General features: G+C 73.5%; 24 protein-coding genes. 9 read left to right on the forward strand and 15 right to left on the reverse strand.

The window, feature by feature from the left end; genetic code table 11:
- Position 1 precedes the first annotated feature (1 nt).
- Positions 2–958 carry a dihydrodipicolinate synthase family protein gene (locus CXR44_RS22495; protein WP_101788097.1) on the forward strand — a complete coding sequence of 319 codons (957 nt, stop codon included), beginning with the start codon at positions 2–4 and terminating at the stop codon, positions 956–958.
- 151 nt (positions 959–1,109) lie between these two features.
- On the opposite strand, the gene CXR44_RS22500 is transcribed toward CXR44_RS22495, so the two are convergent.
- Together CXR44_RS22500 and CXR44_RS39590 are read right to left on the reverse strand one after the other, a co-directional pair.
- On the reverse strand, positions 1,110–2,462 hold the full coding sequence (locus CXR44_RS22500) for a WXG100-like domain-containing protein (protein WP_101788098.1): 1,353 nt from the start codon (positions 2,460–2,462) through the stop codon (positions 1,110–1,112).
- A 215-nt stretch (positions 2,463–2,677) separates the two neighbouring features.
- Positions 2,678–3,139, reverse strand: coding sequence for a hypothetical protein (locus CXR44_RS39590; RefSeq protein WP_180903647.1), 462 nt, complete (start codon positions 3,137–3,139; stop codon positions 2,678–2,680).
- A gap of 179 nt (positions 3,140–3,318) precedes the next feature.
- On the opposite strand from CXR44_RS39590, the gene CXR44_RS22510 reads away from it, so the two are divergent.
- On the forward strand, positions 3,319–4,308 hold the full coding sequence (locus CXR44_RS22510) for a hypothetical protein (RefSeq protein ID WP_101788099.1): 990 nt from the start codon (positions 3,319–3,321) through the stop codon (positions 4,306–4,308).
- 189 nt (positions 4,309–4,497) lie between these two features.
- On the opposite strand, the gene CXR44_RS22515 is transcribed toward CXR44_RS22510, so the two are convergent.
- The gene (locus tag CXR44_RS22515; protein ID WP_101788100.1) at positions 4,498–5,370 is read right to left on the reverse strand and encodes an NmrA family NAD(P)-binding protein; all 873 of its coding nucleotides are present in this window, start codon (positions 5,368–5,370) and stop codon (positions 4,498–4,500) included.
- A 332-nt stretch (positions 5,371–5,702) separates the two neighbouring features.
- On the opposite strand from CXR44_RS22515, the gene CXR44_RS22520 reads away from it, so the two are divergent.
- Positions 5,703–6,854, forward strand: a complete 1,152-nt coding sequence (locus CXR44_RS22520; RefSeq protein WP_144070051.1) for a WD40 repeat domain-containing protein — start codon at positions 5,703–5,705, stop codon at positions 6,852–6,854.
- 17 nt (positions 6,855–6,871) lie between these two features.
- Here CXR44_RS22520 and CXR44_RS22525 read toward each other — a convergent pair whose 3' ends face one another.
- The 7 genes from CXR44_RS22525 to CXR44_RS22555 form a co-directional block, all read right to left on the reverse strand.
- Positions 6,872–8,128 (reverse strand): cytochrome P450 family protein, encoded by a 1,257-nt coding sequence (locus tag CXR44_RS22525; RefSeq protein ID WP_180903648.1) that lies wholly within the window; start codon positions 8,126–8,128, stop codon positions 6,872–6,874.
- The gene (locus CXR44_RS22530) at positions 8,032–9,357 is read right to left on the reverse strand and encodes a cytochrome P450 family protein (protein ID WP_180903649.1); all 1,326 of its coding nucleotides are present in this window, start codon (positions 9,355–9,357) and stop codon (positions 8,032–8,034) included. The genes CXR44_RS22525 and CXR44_RS22530 overlap by 97 nt, the downstream gene beginning before the upstream one ends.
- Complete coding sequence (locus CXR44_RS22535; protein WP_219601954.1) at positions 9,354–9,932, reverse strand: GTP-binding protein; 579 nt, start codon at positions 9,930–9,932, stop codon at positions 9,354–9,356. The genes CXR44_RS22530 and CXR44_RS22535 overlap by 4 nt, the downstream gene beginning before the upstream one ends.
- Positions 9,913–10,200 (reverse strand): DUF742 domain-containing protein, encoded by a 288-nt coding sequence (locus CXR44_RS22540; protein ID WP_219601955.1) that lies wholly within the window; start codon positions 10,198–10,200, stop codon positions 9,913–9,915. The genes CXR44_RS22535 and CXR44_RS22540 overlap by 20 nt, the downstream gene beginning before the upstream one ends.
- Before the next feature lie 59 nt (positions 10,201–10,259).
- Positions 10,260–10,715 (reverse strand): roadblock/LC7 domain-containing protein, encoded by a 456-nt coding sequence (locus CXR44_RS22545; RefSeq protein WP_101788103.1) that lies wholly within the window; start codon positions 10,713–10,715, stop codon positions 10,260–10,262.
- A gap of 6 nt (positions 10,716–10,721) precedes the next feature.
- Positions 10,722–12,326, reverse strand: a complete 1,605-nt coding sequence (locus tag CXR44_RS39595; protein ID WP_101788104.1) for a histidine kinase — start codon at positions 12,324–12,326, stop codon at positions 10,722–10,724.
- 353 nt (positions 12,327–12,679) lie between these two features.
- Positions 12,680–13,801, reverse strand: coding sequence for a hypothetical protein (locus CXR44_RS22555; protein WP_144070052.1), 1,122 nt, complete (start codon positions 13,799–13,801; stop codon positions 12,680–12,682).
- Between the two features lie 91 nt (positions 13,802–13,892).
- Here CXR44_RS22555 and CXR44_RS22565 point away from each other — a divergent pair, with 91 nt between their 5' ends.
- Together CXR44_RS22565 and CXR44_RS22570 are read left to right on the forward strand one after the other, a co-directional pair.
- The gene (locus CXR44_RS22565) at positions 13,893–14,591 is read left to right on the forward strand and encodes a GntR family transcriptional regulator (RefSeq protein WP_101788107.1); all 699 of its coding nucleotides are present in this window, start codon (positions 13,893–13,895) and stop codon (positions 14,589–14,591) included.
- Between the two features lie 10 nt (positions 14,592–14,601).
- Entirely contained in the window at positions 14,602–15,609 is a 1,008-nt protein-coding gene (locus tag CXR44_RS22570) for a 1-aminocyclopropane-1-carboxylate deaminase (protein ID WP_101788108.1), read from the forward strand.
- Positions 15,610–15,703: 94 nt separating this feature from the next.
- Here the strand turns inward: CXR44_RS22570 and CXR44_RS22575 are convergent, their stop codons facing one another.
- The 5 genes from CXR44_RS22575 to CXR44_RS22595 form a co-directional block, all read right to left on the reverse strand.
- Positions 15,704–16,180 (reverse strand): hypothetical protein, encoded by a 477-nt coding sequence (locus tag CXR44_RS22575; RefSeq protein ID WP_101788109.1) that lies wholly within the window; start codon positions 16,178–16,180, stop codon positions 15,704–15,706.
- 50 nt (positions 16,181–16,230) lie between these two features.
- Positions 16,231–16,692: a MarR family winged helix-turn-helix transcriptional regulator gene (locus CXR44_RS22580; RefSeq protein ID WP_101788110.1), complete on the reverse strand. Its 462-nt coding sequence runs from the start codon at positions 16,690–16,692 to the stop codon at positions 16,231–16,233.
- Positions 16,693–16,778: 86 nt separating this feature from the next.
- The gene (locus tag CXR44_RS22585) at positions 16,779–19,010 is read right to left on the reverse strand and encodes a polysaccharide lyase 8 family protein (protein WP_101788111.1); all 2,232 of its coding nucleotides are present in this window, start codon (positions 19,008–19,010) and stop codon (positions 16,779–16,781) included.
- A 231-nt stretch (positions 19,011–19,241) separates the two neighbouring features.
- Positions 19,242–19,739 (reverse strand): ATP-binding protein, encoded by a 498-nt coding sequence (locus tag CXR44_RS22590; RefSeq protein ID WP_219601956.1) that lies wholly within the window; start codon positions 19,737–19,739, stop codon positions 19,242–19,244.
- The gene (locus CXR44_RS22595) at positions 19,736–19,924 is read right to left on the reverse strand and encodes a DUF5999 family protein (RefSeq protein ID WP_101788112.1); all 189 of its coding nucleotides are present in this window, start codon (positions 19,922–19,924) and stop codon (positions 19,736–19,738) included. Before CXR44_RS22595 ends, CXR44_RS22590 begins: the two co-directional genes overlap by 4 nt.
- Positions 19,925–20,174: 250 nt before the next feature.
- On the opposite strand from CXR44_RS22595, the gene CXR44_RS22600 reads away from it, so the two are divergent.
- From CXR44_RS22600 to CXR44_RS22615, 4 genes are all read left to right on the forward strand, one after another.
- Positions 20,175–22,235, forward strand: coding sequence for a sensor histidine kinase (locus CXR44_RS22600; RefSeq protein ID WP_101788113.1), 2,061 nt, complete (start codon positions 20,175–20,177; stop codon positions 22,233–22,235).
- A 153-nt stretch (positions 22,236–22,388) separates the two neighbouring features.
- Positions 22,389–22,850 carry an SAM-dependent methyltransferase gene (locus CXR44_RS40225; protein ID WP_219601957.1) on the forward strand — a complete coding sequence of 154 codons (462 nt, stop codon included), beginning with the start codon at positions 22,389–22,391 and terminating at the stop codon, positions 22,848–22,850.
- On the forward strand, positions 22,850–23,656 hold the full coding sequence (locus tag CXR44_RS22610) for an SAM-dependent methyltransferase (RefSeq protein WP_101788114.1): 807 nt from the start codon (positions 22,850–22,852) through the stop codon (positions 23,654–23,656). The genes CXR44_RS40225 and CXR44_RS22610 overlap by 1 nt, the downstream gene beginning before the upstream one ends.
- An 88-nt stretch (positions 23,657–23,744) precedes the next feature.
- Positions 23,745–23,993 (forward strand): hypothetical protein, encoded by a 249-nt coding sequence (locus CXR44_RS22615; protein ID WP_101788115.1) that lies wholly within the window; start codon positions 23,745–23,747, stop codon positions 23,991–23,993.
- Positions 23,994–24,032 lie beyond the last annotated feature (39 nt).

Genomic DNA, 24,032 nt, shown 5'->3' on the forward strand with positions numbered 1-24,032 from the left:
GATGCCAGACCCCGCCGGACCCGCGCCGTCGACCCCCGGAGCCGGCGCATCGAGGGGCCTGACAGGGGTGATCCCCCCGGTGTGCACCCCGATGACCCCCGACCGCGAGGTGGACGCCCGGTCGCTCACCCGGCTCGTCGACCACCTGCTGGAAGGCGGCGTCGACGCGCTGTTCGTGCTGGGTTCGTCCTCCGAGGTGGCCTACCTGCCGGACGCCCACCGGCGAGTGGTGCTGGACACCGTCGTCGGCCACGTGGCCGGGCAGGTACCCGTGCTCGCCGGGGTGATCGACATGACGACGCCCCGCGTTCTCGACCACGCCAGGACCGCCGTCGAGGCGGGCGTGTCCGGCCTGGTCGCCACCGCGCCCTTCTACACGCGTACGCACCCGGAGGAGATCCGCACCCACTTCCGGCTCATCGCGGCCCGGACCGGGCTGCCGCTGTACGCCTACGACCTGCCGGTGTCGGTCCACACCAAGCTCCCGGCCGGCCTGCTGCTGGAACTGGCCGCCGAGGGGGTGCTGGCCGGGGTCAAGGACTCCAGCGGCGACGACGGCGGCCTCCGGGAGGTCATCCTGGGCCGTACGCCGGGCTTCAGCGTGCTGACGGGGTCGGAGGTGACGGTCGACTCGGCCCTGTGGATGGGCGCCGACGGCGTGGTGCCGGGCCTCGGGAACGTCGACCCCCACGGCTACGTCCGGCTGGCCGCCTGCGCGGGCCGCGGCGAGTGGGAGGCGGCCCGCCAGGAACAGGAACGGCTGGTCCGGCTCTTCGAGATCGTCCGGGTGGGAGGCTCGCGGATGGGCGGCAGCTCGTCGGGGCTCGGCGCCTTCAAGGCGGCGCTGTACCTGCGCGGCGTCATCGCCCACCCGGTCACGGCCTCGCCCCAGATCCCGTTGAACGACGACGAGATCGGCCGCGTCGGCAAACACCTGGCCGCGGCCGGCCTCCTCTAGAACGGAGGTCTCGACGGGCCCTCGGGGCGCCGGACGTGCCGCCTGCAGGGCGAGGTCTTCGGGGTCGGTGGCCTCGTCCGCCGCGTCGTCCATCGGGCAGGTGTCCGGCATCCCGACGATCTCGTCAGCACGTCGACGGCCGTCACGTGGCTCAGGCCGGCGGGACGTCCCACGTCACGGTGCGTGTCAGCGCCCCGTGGGCGCGGAAGGACCTGGCCCATCCGAGGGTCTCGAAGCGCCCGTTCTCGTTGTCGGGCTTGCCCGTCGCGATGTCCCTCGCCCCCTCGTTGAAGTTGTATCGGTCCTCGGCGTGAATGGTGATCTCCATGGTCGCCCGCCCGCCCTCGATCCGGACGTCGGCCGAGCCCCACGTGGTGAAGCTGCCCAGCGTCTTCTGCCAGTTCTCCGTCTCGGAGTCCGCGCCACTCACCCCGCCCGTCATCCGGAACTGGCTCTGGCCGGTCTCCTTGTGGAGGCGCATGGCCTCCGTCATCGCGTCCTCGACCGCGTAGTCGACGGACTGCCGGATGCCGTAGTCCTCCTCGTACGCACGCGCGAAATCGACCTCGAAATCGTCACCCGACCCGCTCATGTAGTGCTCGTACGCGGCGGTGCCGTCCTTCAGGTCCTCACGTTTCCACTGGCCGCCGCGCAACATCGCCCGCCACTTGTACCAGCTCTTGTAGTCGTCAAGAGTCGGCTTCGCACGGGGGTCGTAGGGGAAGTCGTGATCGTAGCCGATGGTCGGCGCCCCGTCACGACCGATCCGGTACGCCCGGTCGTCGGGATCGCTTCTCGGACGGTGGACGGGAGGCGGAGAGTGCTTGTCGGGCGCCTCTGCCCGCAGCACGGTCACGGCTCCGGTGGCAGCCAGCGCGGTCGTGCGCCCGAACGCCGTGCCGAGGCGCGAGCGCTTGGCCGCGGCGGCGAACTTCGGGGCCTTGGCCCCGAGCATCCGGCGCAGCCGGGTCTCCACGGCGCGAATCAGCTTCTGTCCGAAATACCGCTCGAACTTCTGCCGCAGCTTCGCGAGCGCCTTCTTGGCGAAAGCCCGCATGATCATGACCATTCCCCGGGCCTGGAGAGCGGCGAGTCCGCCGCTGATCACCGCCGACGCGGCCGCCCACACCAGGACGATCAGCACGTACGTCGCCAGCATCCTGAGGATGATCTTGACGATCTCGACGATCCTCGCGAACAGATCGTGACCGTCGGCAAGCGCGTGCAGGGAGGCCGCGAGGCTCTGCAGGTGCCCCTTCTGCTCCCCGTCATCGTGGTAGTCGGCCCAGAAGGTGTTGGCCTCGTCGATGTGGCCGCCGGAGTTCTTCGTGGAGGCGTACGTGACGGCACCGTGGGCGCCGGGATTCACCGTGTCCGTCAGCTTGGTGGCACAGAAGCGGTATGCGGCCCCGCACGTGCGGAGATGATCCTCGTCCTCCGGCGGCCATTCGACTTCGAGCAGCGAGAACGGGCCATGCAGAGCCGCCGGAAGCTCGACCGCCATCAGTCAGCCTCGACGCGGTCGTGTGCCCGCGGCTCACCGCCGAGGTCCCAGGACGACACCGGCCTCACTGTCCCGCTCCCACGTACGACGCAGACTATGTCGGCGCCACCCTACCGCATCATGATCATCGGAGGGTAGGTGCTCGTGGGGCGACGTTCCGGACGTGGTGCTTCGAGGACGGCGGACGCCCGTGGACGACGGCTGGCGGCCACGGATCAGAAGGTGACTTCGCTGACGTCGTGCTCGTCGCGGCCTCGGATCTGGGTGCACCGAGGGAGGTCTTCGATGCCGCCACCTGCGGGGATCATGCCCCAGAGGAAGGGGATCAGGTAGCGAGGAGGCTCTCCCAGGAGGACGGTCAGGTCGTCCTCGGTGATGGTGAGGACGAAGGGTGAGCCTGGTTGCCCGGGGTTCCAGCCCTGTTCGAGGGCTCGCCGGACGCACCCGGCGACGAGGAGGGGGCCGACCGCGATCGTCCGCTGTCCGAACCGGTTGTCCGGCCGGGCGCAGGGCAGTGACACCACCAGAACACGCCCCGGCTCCTCGACCCGCTCGACGGTGACGGTGAGGGGACTCCAGCCGTCGCTCTGCCGGTCGGTGGACCTGCGCCGGATCCGCCAGCGGAAGGCGGTGCCGTCGACGCTGATCGGCCGCGAGCCCTTCCTGGGCATCGCCACGGGCGCCTCCCTGCCGCTGCTCGGTTGCGTCGCTGTTCGGACGGGCGTAAGCGTAACCGCCGCTCATCCTCGTGATCGAGCCGTTTTCGCGGGCGACCCACGCGTACTCGCCCCGTGCCCGGTTCGCGGGTGCGGCGGATCCGCTTGACGCGTCACCGTGGGGCGGTTAAACGACAGTCATGACAACCGTCCTCGCGCGTCTGCGCGGCGCGCTCACCAACCTGGATCTGGGCGTCGTGCTCCTCGTCGCCGCCGCCGTGAGCGTGCTCGACCTGCTGGAGGTGCTCAAGGACGGCCAGTCCGACAAACTCATCCTGCCGGTGCTCGCCCTGCTCGCGTTCGTGTGGATCAGGGACCGCAGCAGGCAGGGGCGCATGGCCGATCAGGTCGCCGCCCTGGCGCGGACGACCGACGGCATGTGGCGGGTGCTGGCCAGCGGCGACTCCGTGAAGTCGCTCAGCGGGGCGGCCATCACCCGTGTCCTGGCCGAAGCGCGGGCGGGCAGCGACATGTGGCTGTTCAAGGGCGGCACCGGCACCTACATCAGGGCCGTCACCCTGCCCGAGTGCATCGAGCGGGCCAAGCGTGGCCGCAGCAGGCTGCGCTTCCTGCTGGAGCTGCTCGACCCCACCGACGAGGCGCTGTGCGCCTCCTACACCGAGCTGCACCGCAACCTGTCCCAGGACGGCTCGGAGGAGAAGGGGTGGACGTCGCTCGGCACACGCAAGGACGTGTACGCCACGATCCTGTCGGCCTGCTGGTACCACCAGCGCAACAGCCAGCTGCTGGATCTCAAGATCGGCCTGTCGAACACGATCTCGCTGTTCCGGTGCGACCTCACCTCGCACCACCTGGTGATCACCCAGCGCGGCCCCGAGTTCCCCGGCCTGGCGATCCCGCGTACCAGCCCGCACTACAACCCCTGGTACGTCGAACTGGAGAACAGCCTGAACCAGACCCGGCTGCTGCCCATCCACCGGGCGACGCCGCTGAGCGCCGCCCCCACCGTGGCCGAGACCCGGGATCTCTTCGTGGCGCTGGGCATCCCGCTCACCGACGAGTTCACCGACGCCGACGTGGCGGACATCGCCCGCGGCGCGCTCAACCGCGTCGACCCGTACCGGGGCCGGGTGCAGGTGCCCGTCCCGAGGACCGCGTCCGTCACCTGAGGGGCCGCAGGGGGAGGAGCCGGCCCGCTCGCCCGCCCGGGCGGTGCGGGCCAATCACTCACCATGAGTACCCCCGCGCCCGTGGGACCGGTGACCGTTCCCGAGGCCGTCCTGGCTCGCGCCGGAGGGGGCGCCGTCACCCCCATGTGGCGCAACACGCTGGCGCCGCCGGCACTCCTGCGGGGCGGATTACGGCAGGAGCGGGCGGAGGTGGGCGTAGGCCCAGCCGGCGAGCGTGGTCGGGGTGGTGGTGACCAGGTCACGCGGCTGCTCCGGCACCAGGTCGCGGGACCCGGCGGTCATGCCGACGATGCCCTCCACCGCCGAGGGCGGCAGCCCGGCGCCGAGCAGGGCGGCGCGTACGTCGTCGTCGGTGACGACCGCCAGCCGGATCGGGCGGCCGAGCGCGCCGGTGAGGATCTCGGCGACCTGGCGGAAGGTGAGATCCTGCGGGCCGTGCACGGCCTGCACCACCCGGCCCCGCCAGGCGTCGCTGAGCAGCCGGGCCGCGACGACGTCGCCGATGTCGCGCGGGTCCACCCAGGGCATGGGCCGGTCCGGGTCGCCTGCCGTGGTCAGCACCCCGGCGGCCAGCCCGTCGAGCTCCTGCTGCAGGTTGGTGAAGAAGTAGCCGCAGCGCAGGTGCAGCACGTCCGCGCCGGAGGCGTCGAACAGTTCCTCGATCGCGGCCAGGCCGTCGATGTGGCCGACGCCGTGCCGTTTCTCCGCGCCGATGCTGCTCAGCAGGACGAGCCGGGCGACGTCGCCGGCCTTGGCGGCCTCCGCGACGGCCGCGGCGGTGCGCCGCGAGGTCTCCACGGGCTCCTCCACCACGTGCGGAGTCGGGTCGACCCAGAACACGGTGTGCGCCCCGGCCGTCGCCTCGCGGACGAACGCGGCGTCGGTGAGGTCGCCCTGGCGGACCTCGACGCGTCCGCGCGTCTCGGCGTCCAGGCGCATCGGGTCGCGGACGAGCACGCGGGGGCGTACGCCCGCCTGCAGCAGCAGGCGGACCACACGTGACCCCACGTGCCCGGTCGGAGTGGTGACGGCGATGGTCATCTCGCATCCTTTCCCGCACGTCCCCGCGCGAGGTGTCGGCAGGTCTGCCCGCCCGCGCTCGCGGCGGGCGGGGCAAGATCGTAGTGTCGGCCACCGACAATCAGGCCGGCCGACAATCAGGCGACCGATGATCGGGGCCGACCGATGATCAGGCCGAATCGGGCCACCGATGATCGGGCCACCGGTGATCAGGCCGACCGATGATCGGGCCGCCGATGATCAGGCCGGCCGATGATCAGGTGGTGATCGGCCTCCGGGGGCCGCTCGGGCGCGCCGGTTCCGCCCGCAGGCGCCGGCTGGCCTCGGGCCGCTGCTCGTAGGAAGATCGCCGTATGGCTGCACGATCACGCGTCACCGTGGCGGGGCTGGTCCTGGTGGTGTCGGTCGCCGGCTGCGGCGACCAGGTGGCCGGCCGGGACCGGCTCCCTCCGGCCGGCGCGCCGGCCACCTCGGCCGGGCCCATGCCGACCGTGCCGGCGGACCACGTGTCGGCCCGGCCGGGCGGCCTGCGGGCGGGGTCGCTGGAGACGGCGCCGCCGGAGACCTCGCTGGCCACGCCGATGGCCACGGGGACGCCCCGGCCCGCGACGGGGCCGCCGCGGTTCTTCGTCGCCGCGCCGCCACCGTCGGGGCACCTGCCGGAGGGGTCGGAGACGGTCGTCCAGACCCCGGCGCGGGCGGCCGTGCACGACGCCGAGACCGGCGCCGTCGTGGCGGAGGTGCCGCTGCCGCCGGGTGTGCGATCGTCGTGGCACCAGGTGGCCGCCACGCCGGACAACCGGACGTTCGTGCTGGCCGGATGGACGGGGCCGCGCACACCTCTCCGGTTCTTCAGCGTCACCCTCGACGGTGACGGGCGGCCCGGAAGGCCGGTGCTCGTCCCGGTCGAGATCGACGCCGGGCACACGCCGAGCGCCGTCGCCCTCAGCGCGGACGCCACCAGGCTCGCCTTCGCCGGTCCGCTGCTCGGCGGCGGCGGGCAGGTCGGCGTCGTCGACCTCGCCACCGGCCGGCGTCGCGACTGGTGGTCGGTCGAGCACCCGCTGGTGACCGGCCTGGCCTGGGCGCCCGACGGGCGGCGGCTCGCCTGGACGGCCGGCCCGCAGGGGATCGGCGTCCTCGACCTCGCCCGGCCGGGCACGGACCTGATGGCGGCCACCGCCCTGGTCCCGCTTCCGGGCGAAGGCCTGCGCCTGATGGAGTCGGTCGCCTTCACCCCCGACGGCAGGGACCTGGTGTACGCCGCCGGGAACGTCGTCGAGCGGGTCCCGGCCGCCGGCGGCGGTGAGCCGCGGGTGCTCGCCCGGCCCGAGGTGCCGGCCGGCGCGTCGCTCAGCCTGCGGTTCAGCCTCGACGGGAGCGGCCGGCACCTGATCTTCGCGCACGGGGCCGAGGCGTTCCGCGTCGACCTCGCCGACGGCTCGACCACGCCGCTGCCGCTGGGGCGGTCGGGCGCGGGCGAGACGCCGCGTGTCGCCTGGTGACCCGCGGCCGGTGACGGTCAGACGCCGTGTGCCGTCGGGTGACGTTCGGCCGGGTCCGGGTGGAGCAGGACGGGCAGTGCGCTCCATCCGTGCGCGATGAAGGACGGGACGTGCGGCAGGCCGCCACCGTCCACGGCCAGGCGGAGGTCCGGGAAGCGGGCGAACAGCGCCGGCAGCGCGGCCAGCGCCTCCTGGCGGGCGAGCGGAGCCCCGATGCAGCGGTGCACGCCGATGCCGAAGGCCAGGTGCTCGGCCCGCTCCTGCGTGGCGTCGAACCGGTCCGCGTCCGGGCCGTGCTGGTCCGGGTCGTGCCCGGCGGCCAGGTAGCTGGTGATGATCGCGTCGCCCGCCTCGATCCGTACGCCGCCCACCTCGATCGGCTCGATCGCGAACCGCAGCGGCAGGTTGGCGATCGACGGCGCCCAGCGCAGCGTCTCCTCGACCACCGCCTCCCAGCCGATCTCGCCCGCGAGGACCCGCCGGAGCTGGTCCGGATGGGTGAGCAGGGCGTGCACGGCGTTGCCGATCAGGTTGACGGTCGTCTCGTGCCCGGCCGCGATGAGGAGCAGCAGGGTGTCGCGCAGCTCGTCGTCGCTGAGCGAGTCGCCGCTGTCGCGGACGTTGATCAGCTCCGTGGTCAGGTCGTCGCCCGGGTGCTCGCGCTTGTGGGCGACCAGGGCGGGCAGGACGGTGCCGATCTGGGCCGCCGTCGCCGCCGCCTGCTCCGGGGTGGCGGTCGTGTCCATGATGGCCTCCATCATCTGGGCCATCTCCGCCCGCATGCCCGTCGGGACGCCGAACAGCTCGCAGATCATCCGCATCGGCAGCGGGTGGGCGTACGCGGTGCGCAGGTCGACGACCTGGCCCGGCGGCACCGCGGCCATGGCGTCCAGCAGGTCGGCGACGATTCCTTCGACGACCGGCTGCATGGCCTTCGTACGGCGCGCGGTGAAACTCGGGGCGAGCAGCTTGCGCAGCCGCCGGTGCTCCTCGCCGTAGGCGCTGAGCATGTTGGACACGCCGATCCAGGTCATGATCCACGTCCAGCCCGGCGTCTCGAGCGCCTGCGGCAGCAGCCGCCAGTGCCGCTTGTCCTTGCTGACCATCGGGTCCAGGATGACCTGCTTGAGCAGGTCGTGCCGGGTGACGGCCCAGGCCGGGATGCCGCCGGGCAGCTCTACGAGGACCAGGGGGCCGAGGTCACGTAACCGGCGGACCTCACCGGGGAGGTCGGCTCCGAAGGGGTCGAGGACGACGGGGGCTGCACTGCCCAAGGGGATTCTCCTGGCTGGTCGGGGCGGATGGGGGTGAAGCGCACCGGAAGGTGCGCCAGCGACCGGTGGAACGGGCCGGGCCGCCACAGCAGTTCCTCGCGGGGCACGGTCAGTTCGAGGTCGCACAGGTGGGAGGTCAGGCGCTCGATCGCCGTCATGGCGATGAGCATGGCCGGGTCGCTGGCCGGGCAGCGGTGCGGCCCGGCGCCGAAGCCCAGGTAGGCGCCGCCGTCGGAGCGCAGCTCCTCGGGCACGGCGGTCGGCTCGGTGTTCGCCGCGGCGTAGGAGACGAGGACCAGCTCGGCCGGCTGGATCCACGTGCCGTGGAAGTGCACGGGCTGGCGCACGAAGTAGGGGCCGTAGTTGGCCATGGCGGGCTCGGCGCGCAGCGCCTCCAGCAGGGCGTCGTACGTGCTCAGGGCGCCGTTGGCGAGCGAGCTGTAGTAGCGGTCGTCGCTGACCATCCGGGAGAGCGCGTTGGAGATCAGGCTGGCCGTCGGCTCGTAGCTGGCGGCGATGACGAGCACCAGGTGGTGCAGCACCTCCTCGGTGCTCAGCCCGGCGGGATGGTGGAGGAACCAGGAGGTCAGGTCGTCGCCCGGACTGGCCGTCTTGGCCTGGATGAGCTCGCCGATGTAGCGGTAGAAGGCGTCGTGGCCGCGCGCGCCGACCTCCCCGTCCGCCTCCATCATGTCCGACAGGGCCTTGATCAGCGCGTCGCTGTCGGAGTCCGGCCGGCCGAGGAGCCGGTTGAAGATCCGCAAGGGGATGGCCCTGGCGAAGTCGGCGGCCAGGTCGGCCTCGCCCTTCGCGGCGAACCGGGCGATGAGCGCGTCACACACCTCGATCACCGTCTGGCGCAGCTTGTGCGGCTGGATCATGCTGAAGCAGTCGGTGATCACCTTGCGGTAGCGGGCGTGCTCCACGCCGTCGGAGTAGAGCGCGTTGGTCCGGTAGCCGAGCATGCCGACCATCGCCGCGGCCTCGGGGGTGCCGGGGAGGCGCGCCTGCCAGTCGGTGCCGTTCTTGCTCCAGACCCCGCCCGCGTTCGTGAGCACGTCCACGGCGGCCTGGTAGCCGATCACCAGGTGGGCCTCGATGCCGGGGGCGATCTCCACGGGCGCGACCGCGCCGTGCCGGTGGCGCAGCGCCGCGTAGACCGCCTGCGGGTCCCTGGCGAAGTCGGGCCCGTACAGCCGCCCGGCGTCGGGCAGGTAGCGCATGGTCATGACAGAACCAGTTCTCTGATGTGCTCCACCAGCGCGATCAGGGAGGCGCGGGCGGATGCGGGGTCGCGGGCGTCGCACACCAGCAGCGGTGTGCGCGGGTCCAGGTCCAGCGCCTGGCGCAGGGCCTCAGGAGGGTACTGGGGGGAGTCGGGGAAGTGGTTGACGGCCACCGCGTAGCGGATTCCGGCGTTCTCCACCAGGTCGAGGACGGCGAAGCTGTCGTCGATGCGGCGGGTGTCGGCCAGCACCAGCACGCCGAGCGCGCCGCGGACCAGCTCGTCCCACAGGACCTGGAACCGGGTCTGCCCCGGTGCGCCGAACAGGTAGAGCACCACGCCGGGCAGCGTGAGCCGGCCGAAGTCGATCGCGGTGGTCGTGGTGGTCTTCTCGTTCACTCCGGTGAGGTCGTCGACCAGCGTGCCCGCCTGGGTGAGCACTTCCTCGGTGTTGAGCGGCTCGATCTCCGACAGCGCGCCCACGATCGTCGTCTTGCCCACGCCGAACGGCCCGGCGATGACCAGTTTGACCGGGATGTGGTCGGCACTGATACGCCTGTCAGAGCGCGCGGAGGCCACTGAGCACCAACTCCAGGATCTCGATGTCGGGCAGGTCGGAGGGGGGCGGGTCGCGGGTGAGCAGTGTCCCGTTGCCCACCAGGCCGGCCACCAGCAGTCGCACCACGCAGTACGGCAGCCCCAGGTGCGCGGCGCATTCGTAGACCGAGAGCGGCTCGTCGCGCAGCAGGGCCAGCAGGTGCGACGCCGGCGGGTCCAGCCCGCCGGCGTCGGCGTCGGCGGCGATGGAGACCAGGGTGGTGCGCTCGACGCTGATGTGCTCGGGCACGCTCAACCTCGCGGCGGCCATGTAATCCGGGACGACCCGCCGCCGCTGCCGTCCGGAGGTCATGCCCGGGTGCCCGGTGTCCTGGCCGCGCTGGCCTCGTCGAGAGCCTTGATCAGCTTCTGCACCTGGAGCTGGACCTCGTAGGCCAGCGAGCCGACGTTCACCGACGAGGTGGCGGCCACGACGATCGCGGCGCGGTCGCCGGCCGGGGCGATGTAGTAGTAGCCGGTGTCCGCGGAGATGACGATGTCGACCACCTCGCCGTCGCCGCCGTTGCCGAGGCCGAGGCACAGGGCGCGGGCGGCGCCCAGCACGGAGCTCGTCATGGCGGCGGCGCGCTCACCGGTCTCGGCGTTGACGTCGGCCGAGCCGCCGAGGACCAGCCCGTCCCGGCTCAGCACCACGCCGCGGGCGACGCCGGGCAGGGCCAGCAGCGGCGACAGCACCCATGACACGTCGAGGGAGAGCGGGCGGCCCTTGGTGTGAACACGGCCGGAGGCGCTGTGAGCGTCCATGGAGCGTCAGTTCCCTTCGGTGTTGTCGTGCGGCTGGGCGGGAAGCGCTTCGCGGCGTCCGGCTTCGGCTCCGGCCTGGAAGTCGCCCCACCTCCGAGCGGCCTCCTCCGGGGTGGTCAGCGACCTGCTCCCGGAGCCGCCGGAGCTCCCCGATCCGCCCGAGCCGGCGGTCGGGCGGGGGCCGGAGGCGGATCGCCGGGACTGGCGGCGGCGCTGCGGGAGCGCCGCGAGCGCCTCCGCCGGGCCGGGCTGCTCCGACGCCGTCGCGGGTTCGGGCCGCAGGGAGGCGACGGGTTCGGGCCGCCGGGAGGCCTCCGGCCGCAGGGCGGTCACGGGTTCCGGCCGCAGGGGCCCGGCGGAGGGGGTCGCGGCCGGGACGGTCGGGGCCGGGAGGGTGGTGGTGGGGATCGCGGTGGTGACGGCGGCGGGGACGGTCGCGCGGACCGGCTCGGGTGCGAGCACCGACGGCCGGCTGTCCTCCGGCATCTCGACGAGCAGCGCGGCGGGGATGTTGACCACGGCCTGGACCCCGCCGAAGGCGCTCTTCTTGACCGTGACCTGCATGCCGTAGTGCGCGACCTGGCGGCCGATGGCGGCCCATCCGGTACGGGGCGGGTTGCCGAGATCGACCAGCCGGACGGGGTGACCGCCGCTCAGCAGGCGGGTCGCGCGGGCGTACTGCTCCTCGTTGAGACCCACGCCGGCGTCGTCGATGACGATGGCGGCCCCGTTGTTGGTCTCGTGCACGGCGATCGTCACCTTGAGGGTGCCGTGGGAGTGGTGAACCGCGTTGGCCAGCAGCTCGGAGGTGATGAACAGGATCGGCTCGGCCGCGCGGGCGGCGACCCCGATGCGGCGGCGCAGGTGGTTGGCCGGACCCTCGATGCGCTGCTCGAAGTTCTCGACGCGGGAGATGGCGCCCACCACCAGGTCCACCAGGTAGGTGTCGTCACGTGACAGGCCGGGCGTGGCACCGCAGGCGATGCCGGTGACCTGGACGCGGCGGATGATCAGCTCGTTGAACATGTCGAGCCCCAGCACCTCGCGCAGCAGCGCGGTGTGCTCGTCGCCGCTGTAGCGCTGCTGGATGCCGGCGAGCAGGTCCTGGGCGCGCAGCGCCTGGGTCTGCACGCGCGACATGGCGCCTCTGACGATCGCCTGGGCGGCCTCGTCGATGCGCTCGCCCTCCTCGCGGACGCCTCGGGCGACGGCGTCGAGGATGCCGCGGTGCAGCCGGTCGAGCTCGGTGCCGGCCAGGGCCGGGTTCTGCACGCCGGGCACGATCACGTGGGGGGCGCGCAGGTGGGACACCAGGGCCGGGATCCGCGTGGCCAGCAGGTGTTCGGTCTCGGCCCGCACCACGTCCTGCTGGGCGCGGGCCTCGATGAGCAGGTCGGCGGCCTCCTGCGCCTGGCGTTCGGCCTGGGCCAGCCGCTGGTCCCGGGCGCTGGTCTCGCGCGTCAGGTGCTCCTGGGCCTGGCGGGCGCGGACGAGCTGCCCGCGCGCCTCGGCGAGGTCGCGGCGTACGCGCAGGTGGGCGATCAGTACGCCCACGAGGGCGAGGACGGCGACACCGATCACGATCGGGACGCTGAAGGAGTCTGGCGGCATGACAATCCTGGGGTCGGAGGAGAACCGGCGGGCGGGTCGACCGGAGCGGAGCCCGCGCTAGCGAACCGGGCCGGCGTCCCGCCATGGCCTGCTGTGGCCGCGAGGGCGTCGCGCTCGCCGGCCCGCGCCGGCGGCACGGCTGCGCGCCTGCTGCGGCTCTGCCGGGGGCATGGCGGGGCCAAGGGACATGGGCATCCTCGGTCTCATGGGTGCAACGGCCGATCAGGAAAACCAGTATTCCCGTTACGTCACGATAGTCAACTGTAAGTAAGCTCGCCGCTGCGCTCGGGAACCTGTCCCCCCACGTAGATCATCGATTTTCTGTCAAGATTTCTGTCAGAGCGCGGCCGGGGTCAGGCCCAGCCGTCCGCCTTCAGGCGGACCCGCCGGGCCGTCTCCTCGGCCGACTGCCCGTCCGTGTCCACGAGCAGCGCCCCGTCGCGAGGAAGATCTTCGCGGGCCGCGCGCTCCGCGATCCGCCGCAGCGTGGCGGGCGGCAGCCCGCGCAGCTCGTCGCCCGGGATCACCGGCCCGAGCCCCCGCCCGCGCAGGAGCAGGCGCTCGGCCAGTGTGTCCCGGGAGGCGCGCAGCCGGCACACGGTCAGCGCCCCGGCCGCGAACAGGCCGGCCGCACCGTGGGGCACGTCGCCGGAGACGACCAGGCGACGAGCCCCGGCGCCGCGGTGGACCTCCCACAGCGCGGCCAGATTCGCCGTCCTGATCGCGTCGCCGTCGGCGCCGGGGCGCAGGAAGCCGATCTGCTGGAGGTCGACGTACGCGGCCGGGGCGCCCGTACGGATGAGGCGCCGGTAGATCTCGAAGGCGACCGTGGACTTGCCGACACCCGTGGGGCCGGTGATCCACAGGACGGGTGCGGGGTCCGGCGGCGCGACCCGTTCCCGTACGCCGACCGGCCGCGGATCCGGCAGGGCGCCCGCCCGGTCGAGAGCCGGACCCGGACCGGGCAGGCCGCCCGCCCGGTCGAGGACCTGCCGGGCCGCCTGCGGCACGGTGAGCCCGGTGGTGTCCACGCACGCGGCGGCGAGATCCGTGCGGTCGAGCGCGTCGGCGTCGGCGAGGGCCGCGTCCACCAGGCCGGGAAGCCAGCCGCGGCCGAGGAAGCGGCGCCGGAGCGCGTCCGGCTCGGCGCGCAGCCGGATCGGTGTCACGTCGGCGCCGGGGACGGCCGCCGTGTAGAGCGCCGCCTCGCCGGGGGTGTTCACGTACCCGGAGAGGACCAGGCAGCGGACCCCGGCGGCCGCGAGGTTCGGCCAGATCGCGCCGAGGGCGCGCGCCCGGAGCGCGTGCTCGCCCCCGGCCGGCACGGGGTGGACGAGGCTGATCTGGTCGGCGTCGAGGTAGGCCGCCCGGATGCCGGCCCTGGTCAGCCGGCCGAAGACCTCGAACCCGGTCGTGGACTTGCCGACGCCGGACGGGCCGCAGAGCCAGAGCAGGCGGGGGCGGCTGTCACTCACTCCCGCGACGGTAGCCGTGGGGGCGCTGGACGGCGAATGGTTAACCGGGCCGCGCTTGACAGAGCGCGACATGCGGCATGCAATATATTGCATGCCGGTACCGCAGGGCCGAGGGCTCGTCAACCGTTCGCTCCTTCGCGAGAACGCCTACCGGGCGATCCGGGACGCCATCGTCGACGGCACGCTGGCGCCCGGCGAGCGGCTCCACGACGGCGACCTGGTGGCCTGGCTGGGCGTCAGCCGCACGCCGGTCCGTGAGGCGCTGGCCCGCCTGGAGCAGGCCGGGCTCGTGCGCACCAAGCCGGGCCGCTACACGGTCGTCAGCCCGCTCGACGTCCGAGCCGCCCGCGACGCCCAGTCCGTCACCGCCGCCATGCACGAGCTGGCGGTCCGCGAGGCGGTGCCCCACCTGTCCGCCGCCGAGCTGGACGCCATGCGCGAGGCCAACGCCCGCTTCGCCGACGCGCTGCGCCGTGACGACGTCGACGCGGCCATCGCCGCCGACGACGACTTCCACGGCGTCCCGGTCACCGCCGCCGCCAACCACGCCGTCCGCGCCGTGCTGGAGCAGTTTACGCCGCTGCTGCGGCGCCTGGAACGGGTGCGGTTCTCCTCGCTGAGCGGCCGCGGCTCGGTCGCCCAGCACGAGCGGATCATCGCCCTGTGCGAGGCCGGCGACGCCGACGGCGCGGCGGCCGCCGCCCTCGCCAACTGGCAGACGCTGGTGCCGCTGCTCGAAGCCACGTTCCCCGACGGCGAGGACTCCTCGTCGCCGGCCTCGGCCATCTAAGGAGCCACGCATGTCCCTCGACGACTTCGAGCGGTACCCGCTGCTGTTCGGTCCCAGCCCCGTACACCCGCTCGACCGGCTGAGCGAGCACCTCGGCGGGGCGCGCATCTGGGCCAAGCGGGAGGACTGCAACAGCGGCCTCGCGTTCGGCGGCAACAAGACCCGCAAGCTGGAGTACCTGGTGCCGGACGCGCTCGCCCAGGGCGCGGACACCCTCGTCACCATCGGCGGGGTGCAGTCCAACCACACCCGGCAGGTCGCGGCGGTCGCGGCCAGGGCCGGGCTCAAGGCCGTCCTGGTGCAGGAGAGCTGGGTGGACTGGCCCGACGCCGTCAACGACAAGGTCGGCAACATCCTGCTCTCCCGGATCATGGGCGCCGACGTTCGGCTGGTCCAGGCGGGGTTCGGCATCGGCTTCAAGGAGAGCTGGCAGCAGGCGCTGGAGGACGTCCGGGCCGCCGGCGGCACCCCGTACGCCATCCCCGCCGGGGCGTCCGACCACCGGCTGGGCGGGCTCGGCTTCGCCGGCTGGGCGTACGAGGTGCGGCGGCAGGAGGCCGAGCTGGGCGTGTTCTTCGACACGATCGTGGTGTGCAGCGTCACCGGCAGCACCCACGCGGGCATGATCGCCGGCTTCGCGGGCCAGGACCGGCCGCGCCGGGTCATCGGCATCGACGCCTCCGCGAAGATCGACGAAACCCGCGCCCAGGTGGAGAAGATCGCCCGCAACACCGCCGAGCTGATCGGTCTCGGCCGTGAGCTGCGCGACGACGAGATCACCGTGCTGGAGGGCTGGGCCGGCGATCTCTACGGCATCCCCGTCCCGTCGACCCTGGACGCCATCCGGCTCACCGGCCGCCTCGAAGGCGTGATCCTCGACCCCGTGTACGAGGGCAAGTCCATGGCCGGGCTCATCGACCTCGTGCGCGACGGGGACATTCCACGCGACTCCAACGTCCTCTACGCCCACCTCGGCGGCCAGCCCGCGCTCAACGCCTACAGCGGCGTGTTCCGGTGACCTGTGGGGCGGAGCCGGCCCGTCGTGACCGGCGCCGCTCCCGCGACCAGCCCGCTCCGACGTACGAGCGGCCGCGCGGGGAGCCGGGTGGCGCTCAGTAGCGGCCGGGACGGACGATCATCATGACGACGACGATCGCCCACAGCAGGTTGTAGACGCCGGCGAGCATGCTCAGCGAGCGCAGCCGCGTGCCGTCGTCGGGCGAGTCGAGGGCCTCGCGCTGGCGCGGGCAGATGAGCAGGGCGAGGATCGCGCCGGCGGCGGCTGTGAGGATCATCGACAGGGTGATCCAGACCTCGCCCATCCGGCCCTGGCTGACGGCCAGGGCGATGCCCACGACGGGCACGATGACGCCGAAGAGTCCGTAACCGCGGCTGATGCGGTGCAGCGCGGCGGCCACGGCGCGGTTGCGCTCCTGGTCGGGGGCGGGTTCGGCGGGCGCCCCTCCCGCCGGTGCCGGCACCGGCGCGACGATCGGCGCGTACCGGGGGAACAGGCTCGTCGCGATCGCCGAGCCTCCGATGAACACGATGCCGGCGAGCACGTGCACGGACAGCAGCACACCTTCCACGGCTTCTTCCCTCCACCATCCTTCAGGTGGACTGAAGCCTAGCAGTGGCTTCAGTCAGTCTGAAGGCCGGGTGGCGCGGATCGACCGAACGCGGCCCGTACGGCGTCGCCGACCTGCCGCAGGATCGGGTCCGCTGCCGCGCCGAACAGCCGCTCGTCCACCTCCGCCGCCGCCCGCAGGGCCTGCTCCATCAGCTGCGCCCCCTGCGGCGTGATCTCCAGGCGGGAGGCGGAGCCGGCGCGGGCCGTGCAGTCGCGGACGAGCCCCGCGCCGGACAGCGCCTTGACCGCCGTGTGCACGCTCTGCACGGTGATCCCCGACATCCGCGCCAGGTCGCTGAACGACGCGCCGGGCACGCCGGAGATGTGCCCGAGCAGGCCGAACCGGCCGACCGTCAGCCCGAGCGGCGCCAGTGCCGCGCCGAGCTCCGACTCGATCCGGCGGGCCAGCGTGAGCAGCACGACCGACGGGCTGGTCACGGGCGGCTCGGGCCGGGTGTTCTCGATCGTCACCTTCCCAGTGTCCCGCGCCGGTGCGAACGAGCGAAGAAGGACGCCCCGCCAGCCGGTTCCTGGCGGCCCCGAGCGCACGGGCGGCGTCAGGTGAGCCGGACGGTGACCGTGACCGAGCGTCCCTCCTCGTCCGCCAGGCCGGTGAGGTGAAGCGTGAGCCGGGGGCCGGTGGTGGCGGCGGCGACCGCCTCGGGGCGGTCCAGGACCGCGGCCACCGGCCGGTCCCAGGTCACGGTCAGCTCGCCGAGATCGCGGCGGGGGTCGGCGACGCCGAGCGTGGCCGTGCCGTCGCCGTGCTCCCTGACCAGGACCGCGCAGGGCCCGGAAGCGGTCAGCGGGCCGGCGGAGCCGGCGTTCCAGAACGTGGCGGCGGTGATCCCCGGCACGGGCGCGTGGACGGCCTGCTGCCGGGCCGTGTTGGCGAGGATCCGGACCCGGCCGGGGTCGGCGGCGTGGGCGCGGGTGGCCTCCCGGCTCGCCCCGGGCAGGAGGACGTAGGCGTACCCGGCCGAGCGGGGGTCCGCGCCGTGGTCGAGCCAGAGCGTCACGTAGCCGCGGGTGGCCGGGCCGGCGCTGCGGTCCTCCCGGAGGGTGCGCAGCCGCTGCCCGTCCGGGACGACGTAGCCGCCGTGCCCCTCCAGGTGGGCCCAGCCGGCCGCGGCGTCCACGGTCAGGGCGGCGCGGGAGCGGCGGTTGTCCACGATCGTCTCCACCGGGACGCCGTCCGAGCAGGTGATCCCCGCCCCGAGGCACACCACCGCGTCGTCGAGGAAGAACCACGACTTGAACGCCTCCAGCGTGCTCTCCAGCCCCGCCAGGTGCTGGCCGACGACCGCGTACGTGCCGTCGGTGGCGCCGCCCACCCAGCGCCACGGCGTACGGGTGTCGCCCCACCCGGGCCCGGCGCCGTCGGGCAGCCGCTTGGTGGAGACGGTGGTGCCGGCCAGACGGTAGGGGTCCACGGTGGACCAGAACGCGTCGGAGTAGTGGTCGCCGTGCCCGCCGGCCCACCAGTAGAGCATCCCCGAGCCGGTGTGCCAGCCCCGCAGGTTCTCGCCGTTGCCGTGCTCGTAGTGGCCGATCCGGTCGGAGGCCATGCTGAGCGCCGCGCACCAGCCAGGCCGCCGGTGCACGGCGCGGGCGCTCATCGGCATCAGCGTGTGGCCGACGGGTTCGGGCGAGGCGGGGACGGCGTCGTCGGCGAGCACCGCGGACAGGCGGGCGTGGTAGGCCGGGTCGCCGCCGCCGGGCGGCCGGTACGTGCTGCGCACCGCCCACCCCTTGACCATGCCCTGCCAGCGGGCCCGCTCGGCGGCCGAGGCCGACTCCGCCAGCAGCAGGATCGCCGCGGCGATGGCCCGCCCGCGCCGGTGGTCCACGTACGACCCGCGGACGATCCCCCGCCCGCTGACCAGGTCCATGCAGAACCCGTCGCGGACGAACGGCGCGAACGACCGCTCCACCATGTCGAACACGACCTGCCTGGCCGGGTCGGTGACCTCCCACGGCGTGCCCCGCAGCACGGCGAGCAGCGTCGCCACGCCCGACAGCAGCACCGCGCCGTAGCCGCCCTGGTAGGGCACCGACGTGTGCTGGATGAACGACCCGTCGCGGTAGAACCCGTCGCCGTCGCGGACGTACGGGAAGACGGGCGACAGCGCCGAGGCGGCCAGCTCCGCCTTCCCGTGGTCGTCGCCGAGGGCGGCGCGCAGCAGTGTCACCGTGCACAGGTCCACCCGGTTGGCGCCCGTGCTGGTGCCCTCGTAGGCGTCGAGGCGGTCCTCGGGGACGAAGTGGTCGACGGCCTCCGCCAGCGCCGCGGCCTGACGGCGGGGCAGGTGCGGGCCGATCAGCAGGGCGGCGTCGAGGAGCGTCCTGGGGACGCCGATCTGCCAGTGCCACCAGTTGCCGGCCGGGTCGGCTCCCGCGGCGTACACGTGCCGCCGGTAGTGGTCGAGGCCGGCCGCGACCGCGGCGGCGAGCCGGGGGTCGCCGGTCAGGCCGGTGCCCGGCAGCGCGTAGGCGCGGGCCATGGCCCGTAATCGCTCGGGGGTCTCCTCGAAGGAGGGGAACGCCAGGCCTGGCCAGAGCGACGCGCCGGTGGGGCGCATGCCGTCGAGGTGCCGCGCCGCGGCCGCGCCCAGCCTCGCCGCGCGGGCGGAGGCGCCGGTCGGCGGGCCCAGGGTGACCTCCCGCCAGCGGGCGCGGACGAGGGAGAGGGACGTGTCCGGCGTGTGCGCGGCCTGTGCCGGCAGCAGCGCCCCGGCCAGGGCCGCTCCGCCGAGCAGAAGGAACAGCCGCCGGGAGTGTGCGCCCACATAGGGATTATCCGGCCGGCTCGCCGGAGCTCGGGCCGTCCGGGGAGGGGGTCCCTCTCCGGGGGGCTGGGACCCCGGAGAGGGAAGGGGATGGGACGCCGGGTCCGGGCGGTGTGCGGGCCGGAGCCCGGACCCGGCGTCCCGTCGGGGGCCTCAGGGTTCACGGAAGGGGTTCCTGGAGGGGGCCAGGGGTCCGTGAAGGGGTTCCAGGGGCTCGTGGCGAGCGCGTGCTCAGGACAGCTCCGCGCCGAGGGCGGCGACGGCGGGCAGCCGGGTCACGACGACCTCTTCCGGAGCCTGCACCGGGGCGGAGGCCGGCACCTCGAACCAGACCACCTTCCCGTGCGCGGTGCGATCGCCGCCCCAGCAGCAGGAGAGCATGTCGACGAGCTGGAGCCCCCGGCCGCCCTCGTCCTCCAGGCCGGCCAGGCGCAGCTGCGGCATCTCCGGGGCGTCGTCCTCGACCTCGCCGCGCAGCAGGCCGTCCTCCATCGACAGCGTCAGGCGGATCGTCCCGCGCGCGTGCTCCATCGCGTTGGCCACCAGCTCGCTGACGAGCAGTTCCACCACGTCGCTCTGGTCCGCGGCTCCCCAGCCGGCCAGTTCGTGCCGTGCCGCGTGCCGCGCCCTGCGCAGCGCGGAGGGGGTGCGAGGCAGCTGCCACGATGCCGTGCGGTCCGCCGGGCCGACGGTCATGGAGCCGAGCAACCTGTCCCAGAAGGCGTTCATGCCGCTGCGCTCCCGGTGCAGGCGGGGACGCTCCGCCCGTCGGGCAGCAGCTCGCCGCAGTCGTCGAAGCACACCACTCCGTTGCAGAGCAGCCCCCATCCCTGCTCGGGGTGGTAGGCCACGAGGCGCGCGCGCTCGCGGTCGGGCGCGTCCACGGACGGACATGGTGGCTGGTGCTGACACATGGTGTGGACCCTTGTTGACGCTGTCGACGGCCTTCAGTGCTCCAGGTCACCAGCGTGCCTGCGACCACCCCCGAGGGGGACGTGAGAAATCCGGATATGGGTACCTATTTCACCTACGTAGGTAGTCCTGCCACCACACCCCCGCAGGCGGGGTAACGGCCCGGCCACGGCACGCGCAAGACAGCGACAAAAGGGGCATACTCCTGTTCGAGCCGTCGGGGACGCCCGAGGCGGGGGAGAGCGGGGGAAGATGACCGGGTTCGCCGGGAGATCCCGGGTCACGGTCGCGCGGGCGGGCGCCACGGCCATGGCCGTGGTGTCCCCGGTGCTCGCGGTGGCCGCCGTCGTGGTCTTCGCCGGGCTGCCCGAGGAGTGGCAGCCGGGGCGGACGGTCAGCCCGCAGACGGCCGCCGCGCTGATGTTCCCCGCGGTGGGCGCGTTCCTGATCGCCCACCGGCCGCGGCTCAACATGGCCTGGCTGATGTGCGGGGGCGGGCTCGCGGCCGCCGTGAGCGACGTCACCCAGGCGCTGATGTTCCGGATGGCCGCCGACGGCGACTTACTCGCCGCCGGCTACCTGCGCCACGCGGCGCAGCTCGGCTGGGCGCTGTGCGGCCTGACGCTCACCATGCTGCTCCCGCTCTACTCGCCCGACGGGCGGCTGCCCTCGCGGCGCTGGCGGTGGGTCGTCGCCCTGGGCGTGACGGCCATCACGGCGCAGCTCCTGCGCGGGCTCCTCCGCGTGGACCCGCCCGCCGAGCACTACCCCTACCCGGCCGTCATCCCCAACCCGCTGCAGGTTCCCGCACTCGCGCCGTACGAGGACCTGCTCTTCACGGTCGCGTGGGCCGGCATCTACACCGCGATGGCGCTGTCGGCGCTGTCCCTGGCCGTGCGGATGCGGCACGCCGACCCGATCGGCCGGCGGCAGATCGCCTGGCCGCTGTTCGCGTTCGTCGGCTACATCGTCTTCCTCGTCGCGGCCGTGTGGGTGCCCGCGCTGCTGTGGGCGGCCTTCGTGTGGGCGGCGCTCATCCCCGTCGCGATGGCTTTCGCGGTGATGCGCTACCGGCTGTACGGCATCGACACGGTGATCAGCCGGACGTTCGTGGCCGCCGGGCTGCTGGCCGTGGTGAGCGCGGTCTACTTCGGAGCCGGCGCGGTGTCGAGCCTGCTGGTCTCCGGCTACGACCAGATCGCCGGCCTCGTCTCCGCCCTGTTCGCCGGAGCGTTCTTCCAGCCGCTGCGCCGCGCGCTCCAGCGGGCGGTGGACCGCATGCTGTACGGCAGCGTCGGCGATCCCCGCCTGCTCGCCGAACGCCTCACCCAGGCCGTGCGCCGCGCCGACCCGGCCGAGGCACTCACCTCGGTGGTGGGCGTGCTGCGCGACGGGCTCGCGGTCGAGGGCGTCGCGGTCGAGGTGGCCGACGGCGAACCGAGGTACGTCGAGAGCGGGCGGGGCGGCGCCGCGCCGCGCGAGGTCCCCCTGGTCTGGCACGGCGAGCGGGTCGGCCGGCTGCTCGTCGGGCAGCCGGGCCCGCGCCGCTTCCCCGCCGCCCACAACGAGCGGGTGCTGGCCACGCTCACGCCGCACGCGGCCGACGTCGCGCACGCCGTGCGCATGGCGGCCGATCTGCAACGTTCCAGGGAACGCATCCTCACCACGCGTGAGGAGGAACGCCGCCGCCTGCGCCGCGACCTGCACGACGGGCTCGGCCAGACCCTGTCGGCCATGGCCATGACCATCAACATCGCCCGCAGCAGGCTGAAGAAGTCACCCGACTCCGCCGACGCCCTGCTCCAGAGCCTGCGCTCGGGCATGGACGCGGTCGCGGCGGACATCCGCGAACTCGTGTACGGCCTGCGCCCGCCCGCCCTCGACGACCTCGGCCTGGAACGTGCCGTCCGGGAGCTGGCCGGGCAGTCGCCGCCCGGCACGGGGATCGAGGTCGAGGCGGAGGGCGAGCTGGCCGGGCTGCCGGCGGCCGTCGAGGTGGCCGTCTACCGCATCGCCCAGGAGGCGCTGACGAACATCCGCCGGCACGCCGACGCGACCCGCGCCCGCGTCCTCCTCCAGCGTCGGCCCGATGGGCTGCGCGTGCTGGTCGAGGACGACGGCCGCGGCCTGCCGGACGGGCACCGCGCGGGCGTGGGCCTCGGCTCGATGCGGGAGCGGGCCGCCGAACTGGGCGGGGTGTGCGTGGTCGGCGCCGCTCCGGGCGGGGGCACCCGGGTGGAGGTCACGTTGCCGCTGCCCACCGGCCGGGACGGCGGCCGCCTGGCGGACCTGGACCGGCTCGACCACCGCTGACCGGTCTCCGGGACGCGTGCCGTTCCACCCGCCGGCCCGCGTGCGACCGGAGTGAGGGCCGAATCACGCTCGGCAGCATTTGCGGATCTTGTGGCGAGAACTCCGGATCTCCTTAGAATCAGCCTCACCAGAGTGGCAGCGAGGGGAGACCGGGTGAGCGACCTGGATCGCCCGTTACCGGGGATCGACACCCGCGTACCGAGCGTCGCGCGCATGTACGACTACCACCTCGGCGGCAAGGACGACTTCCCGGCCGACCGTGAGGCCGCCGAGCGGATGATCGGGATCGGCCGCCGGATGGGCAACGACGCGCGGCGGATCGCCCGCGCCGACCGCGACTTCCTCGGCCGGGCCGTCCGCCTGCTCGCCCGGTCCGGCGTGCTGCAGTTCGTCGACATCGGGGCCGCCCGGCGACCGGACGGCGGTACGTCGAGCACCCTACGAGGTGGTATCCGAGGTCACACACCCCGTCCGGGAAGGCGCGCACCTGGCACATCACGCCAGCAGTACCACAGCACCGCACCTCTCATACGCGACGAACGGACATCTCCGATGCGCAGACCAGACAACGCTCGGGCCTTGACGGCCCTCGACGGTCCCCTCGGGAGACGGTGATGGAAGACGCCAACACCCGCTCCGCCTGGGACCGGGTCGACACCACCAAGCCGCACTCGGCCCGCGTGTGGGACTACCTGCTCGGCGGCAAGAACAACTACGCCGTGGACAAGGAGGCGGGCGACACGATCCTGCGGCTGTTCCCGGCCTTCGCCCAGGTGGCCCGGCTGCAGCGGCAGTTCCTCATCCGCGCCGTGCGCTTCCTGGCCGGGGAGGCGGGCATCCGCCAGTTCCTGGACATCGGCACCGGCCTGCCCACCGCCGGCAACACCCACGAGGTGGCCCAGTCGGTCGCCCCCGCATCACGCATCGTCTACGTCGACAACGACCCGCTCGTGCTCGTGCACGCGCGGGCGCTGCTCACCAGCACCCCCGAGGGGGCCACCGACTACATCGACGCCGACGTGCGCGACCCTGAACGCATCCTGGAGGGCGCGGCGGCGACCCTCGACCTCACCCGGCCTGTCGCCCTCACCATGCTGAGCATCGCCGGCCAGGTCTCCGACGCCGAGGACCCGAAGGGCATCGTCCAGCGGCTGCTCGCCCGCCTGCCGGCCGGCAGCTACCTCGCGCTCAGCGACGGCACCAACACCAACCCGGCGCTCGTCACGGCCGTGGAGAACTACAACGCCCGCGCGGCCTACCCCTACCACCTGCGCAGCCCCGAGGCCATCGCCTCCTTCTTCGACGGGCTGGAACTGGTGGAACCCGGCGTGGTCCCCACACCGCAGTGGCGTCCCGAACCCGGCGGCTGGGACCCGTCCGCCCAGGTGAGCGCGGTCTGCGGGGTGGCGGTGAAGCGCTGACGCGCGGGTTCCCCGGCCGGCGCGCCGCCGGGTGCCGGCAGAGCGTCGTTTTGCATGTCCTTGGCGGCCGTCCTGCCACTGTGGACCTGTGGAGACCTCGGGGGAGGAGCGCTGGTTCCAGGCGTTCCGCATGCAGGCGGCCCACATGGCCTTCCCGGACTGGAGCCCGCGTCCGGAGGAGTGGGTGAGCCTCTACACCTCCCTGGTCGGGCAGGAGGCCGCCGTCACCACGGAGATCGCCGTGTACCGGGGCAACCAGCGCCTCCGCCACCGCCACTACAGCGGTCAGGAGGCCAAGGACTTCTGGCTGGAGCTCATGCACCGCGTGTCCGGATGAGCCGCCGCGGATTTGTCGGAGGCCCTCTCTAAGGTCTGC

Origin of the sequence: Nonomuraea indica, from assembly GCF_002850745.1 — a bacterium.
GTDB lineage: Bacteria > Actinomycetota > Actinomycetes > Streptosporangiales > Streptosporangiaceae > Nonomuraea > Nonomuraea indica.

Coding starts and splice junctions, on each gene's coding strand:
- CXR44_RS22495 (WP_101788097.1), top strand. CDS start 2: ATGCCAGACCCCGCCGGACCCGCGCCGTCGACCCCCGGAGCCGGCGCA.
- CXR44_RS22500 (WP_101788098.1), bottom strand. CDS start 2,462: ATGGCGGTCGAGCTTCCGGCGGCTCTGCATGGCCCGTTCTCGCTGCTC.
- CXR44_RS22510 (WP_101788099.1), top strand. CDS start 3,319: ATGACAACCGTCCTCGCGCGTCTGCGCGGCGCGCTCACCAACCTGGAT.
- CXR44_RS22515 (WP_101788100.1), bottom strand. CDS start 5,370: ATGACCATCGCCGTCACCACTCCGACCGGGCACGTGGGGTCACGTGTG.
- CXR44_RS22520 (WP_144070051.1), top strand. CDS start 5,703: ATGGCTGCACGATCACGCGTCACCGTGGCGGGGCTGGTCCTGGTGGTG.
- CXR44_RS22530 (WP_180903649.1), bottom strand. CDS start 9,357: ATGACCATGCGCTACCTGCCCGACGCCGGGCGGCTGTACGGGCCCGAC.
- CXR44_RS22545 (WP_101788103.1), bottom strand. CDS start 10,715: ATGGACGCTCACAGCGCCTCCGGCCGTGTTCACACCAAGGGCCGCCCG.
- CXR44_RS39595 (WP_101788104.1), bottom strand. CDS start 12,326: ATGCCGCCAGACTCCTTCAGCGTCCCGATCGTGATCGGTGTCGCCGTC.
- CXR44_RS22565 (WP_101788107.1), top strand. CDS start 13,893: ATGCCGGTACCGCAGGGCCGAGGGCTCGTCAACCGTTCGCTCCTTCGC.
- CXR44_RS22570 (WP_101788108.1), top strand. CDS start 14,602: ATGTCCCTCGACGACTTCGAGCGGTACCCGCTGCTGTTCGGTCCCAGC.
- CXR44_RS22590 (WP_219601956.1), bottom strand. CDS start 19,739: ATGAACGCCTTCTGGGACAGGTTGCTCGGCTCCATGACCGTCGGCCCG.
- CXR44_RS22595 (WP_101788112.1), bottom strand. CDS start 19,924: ATGTGTCAGCACCAGCCACCATGTCCGTCCGTGGACGCGCCCGACCGC.
- CXR44_RS22600 (WP_101788113.1), top strand. CDS start 20,175: ATGACCGGGTTCGCCGGGAGATCCCGGGTCACGGTCGCGCGGGCGGGC.
- CXR44_RS22610 (WP_101788114.1), top strand. CDS start 22,850: ATGGAAGACGCCAACACCCGCTCCGCCTGGGACCGGGTCGACACCACC.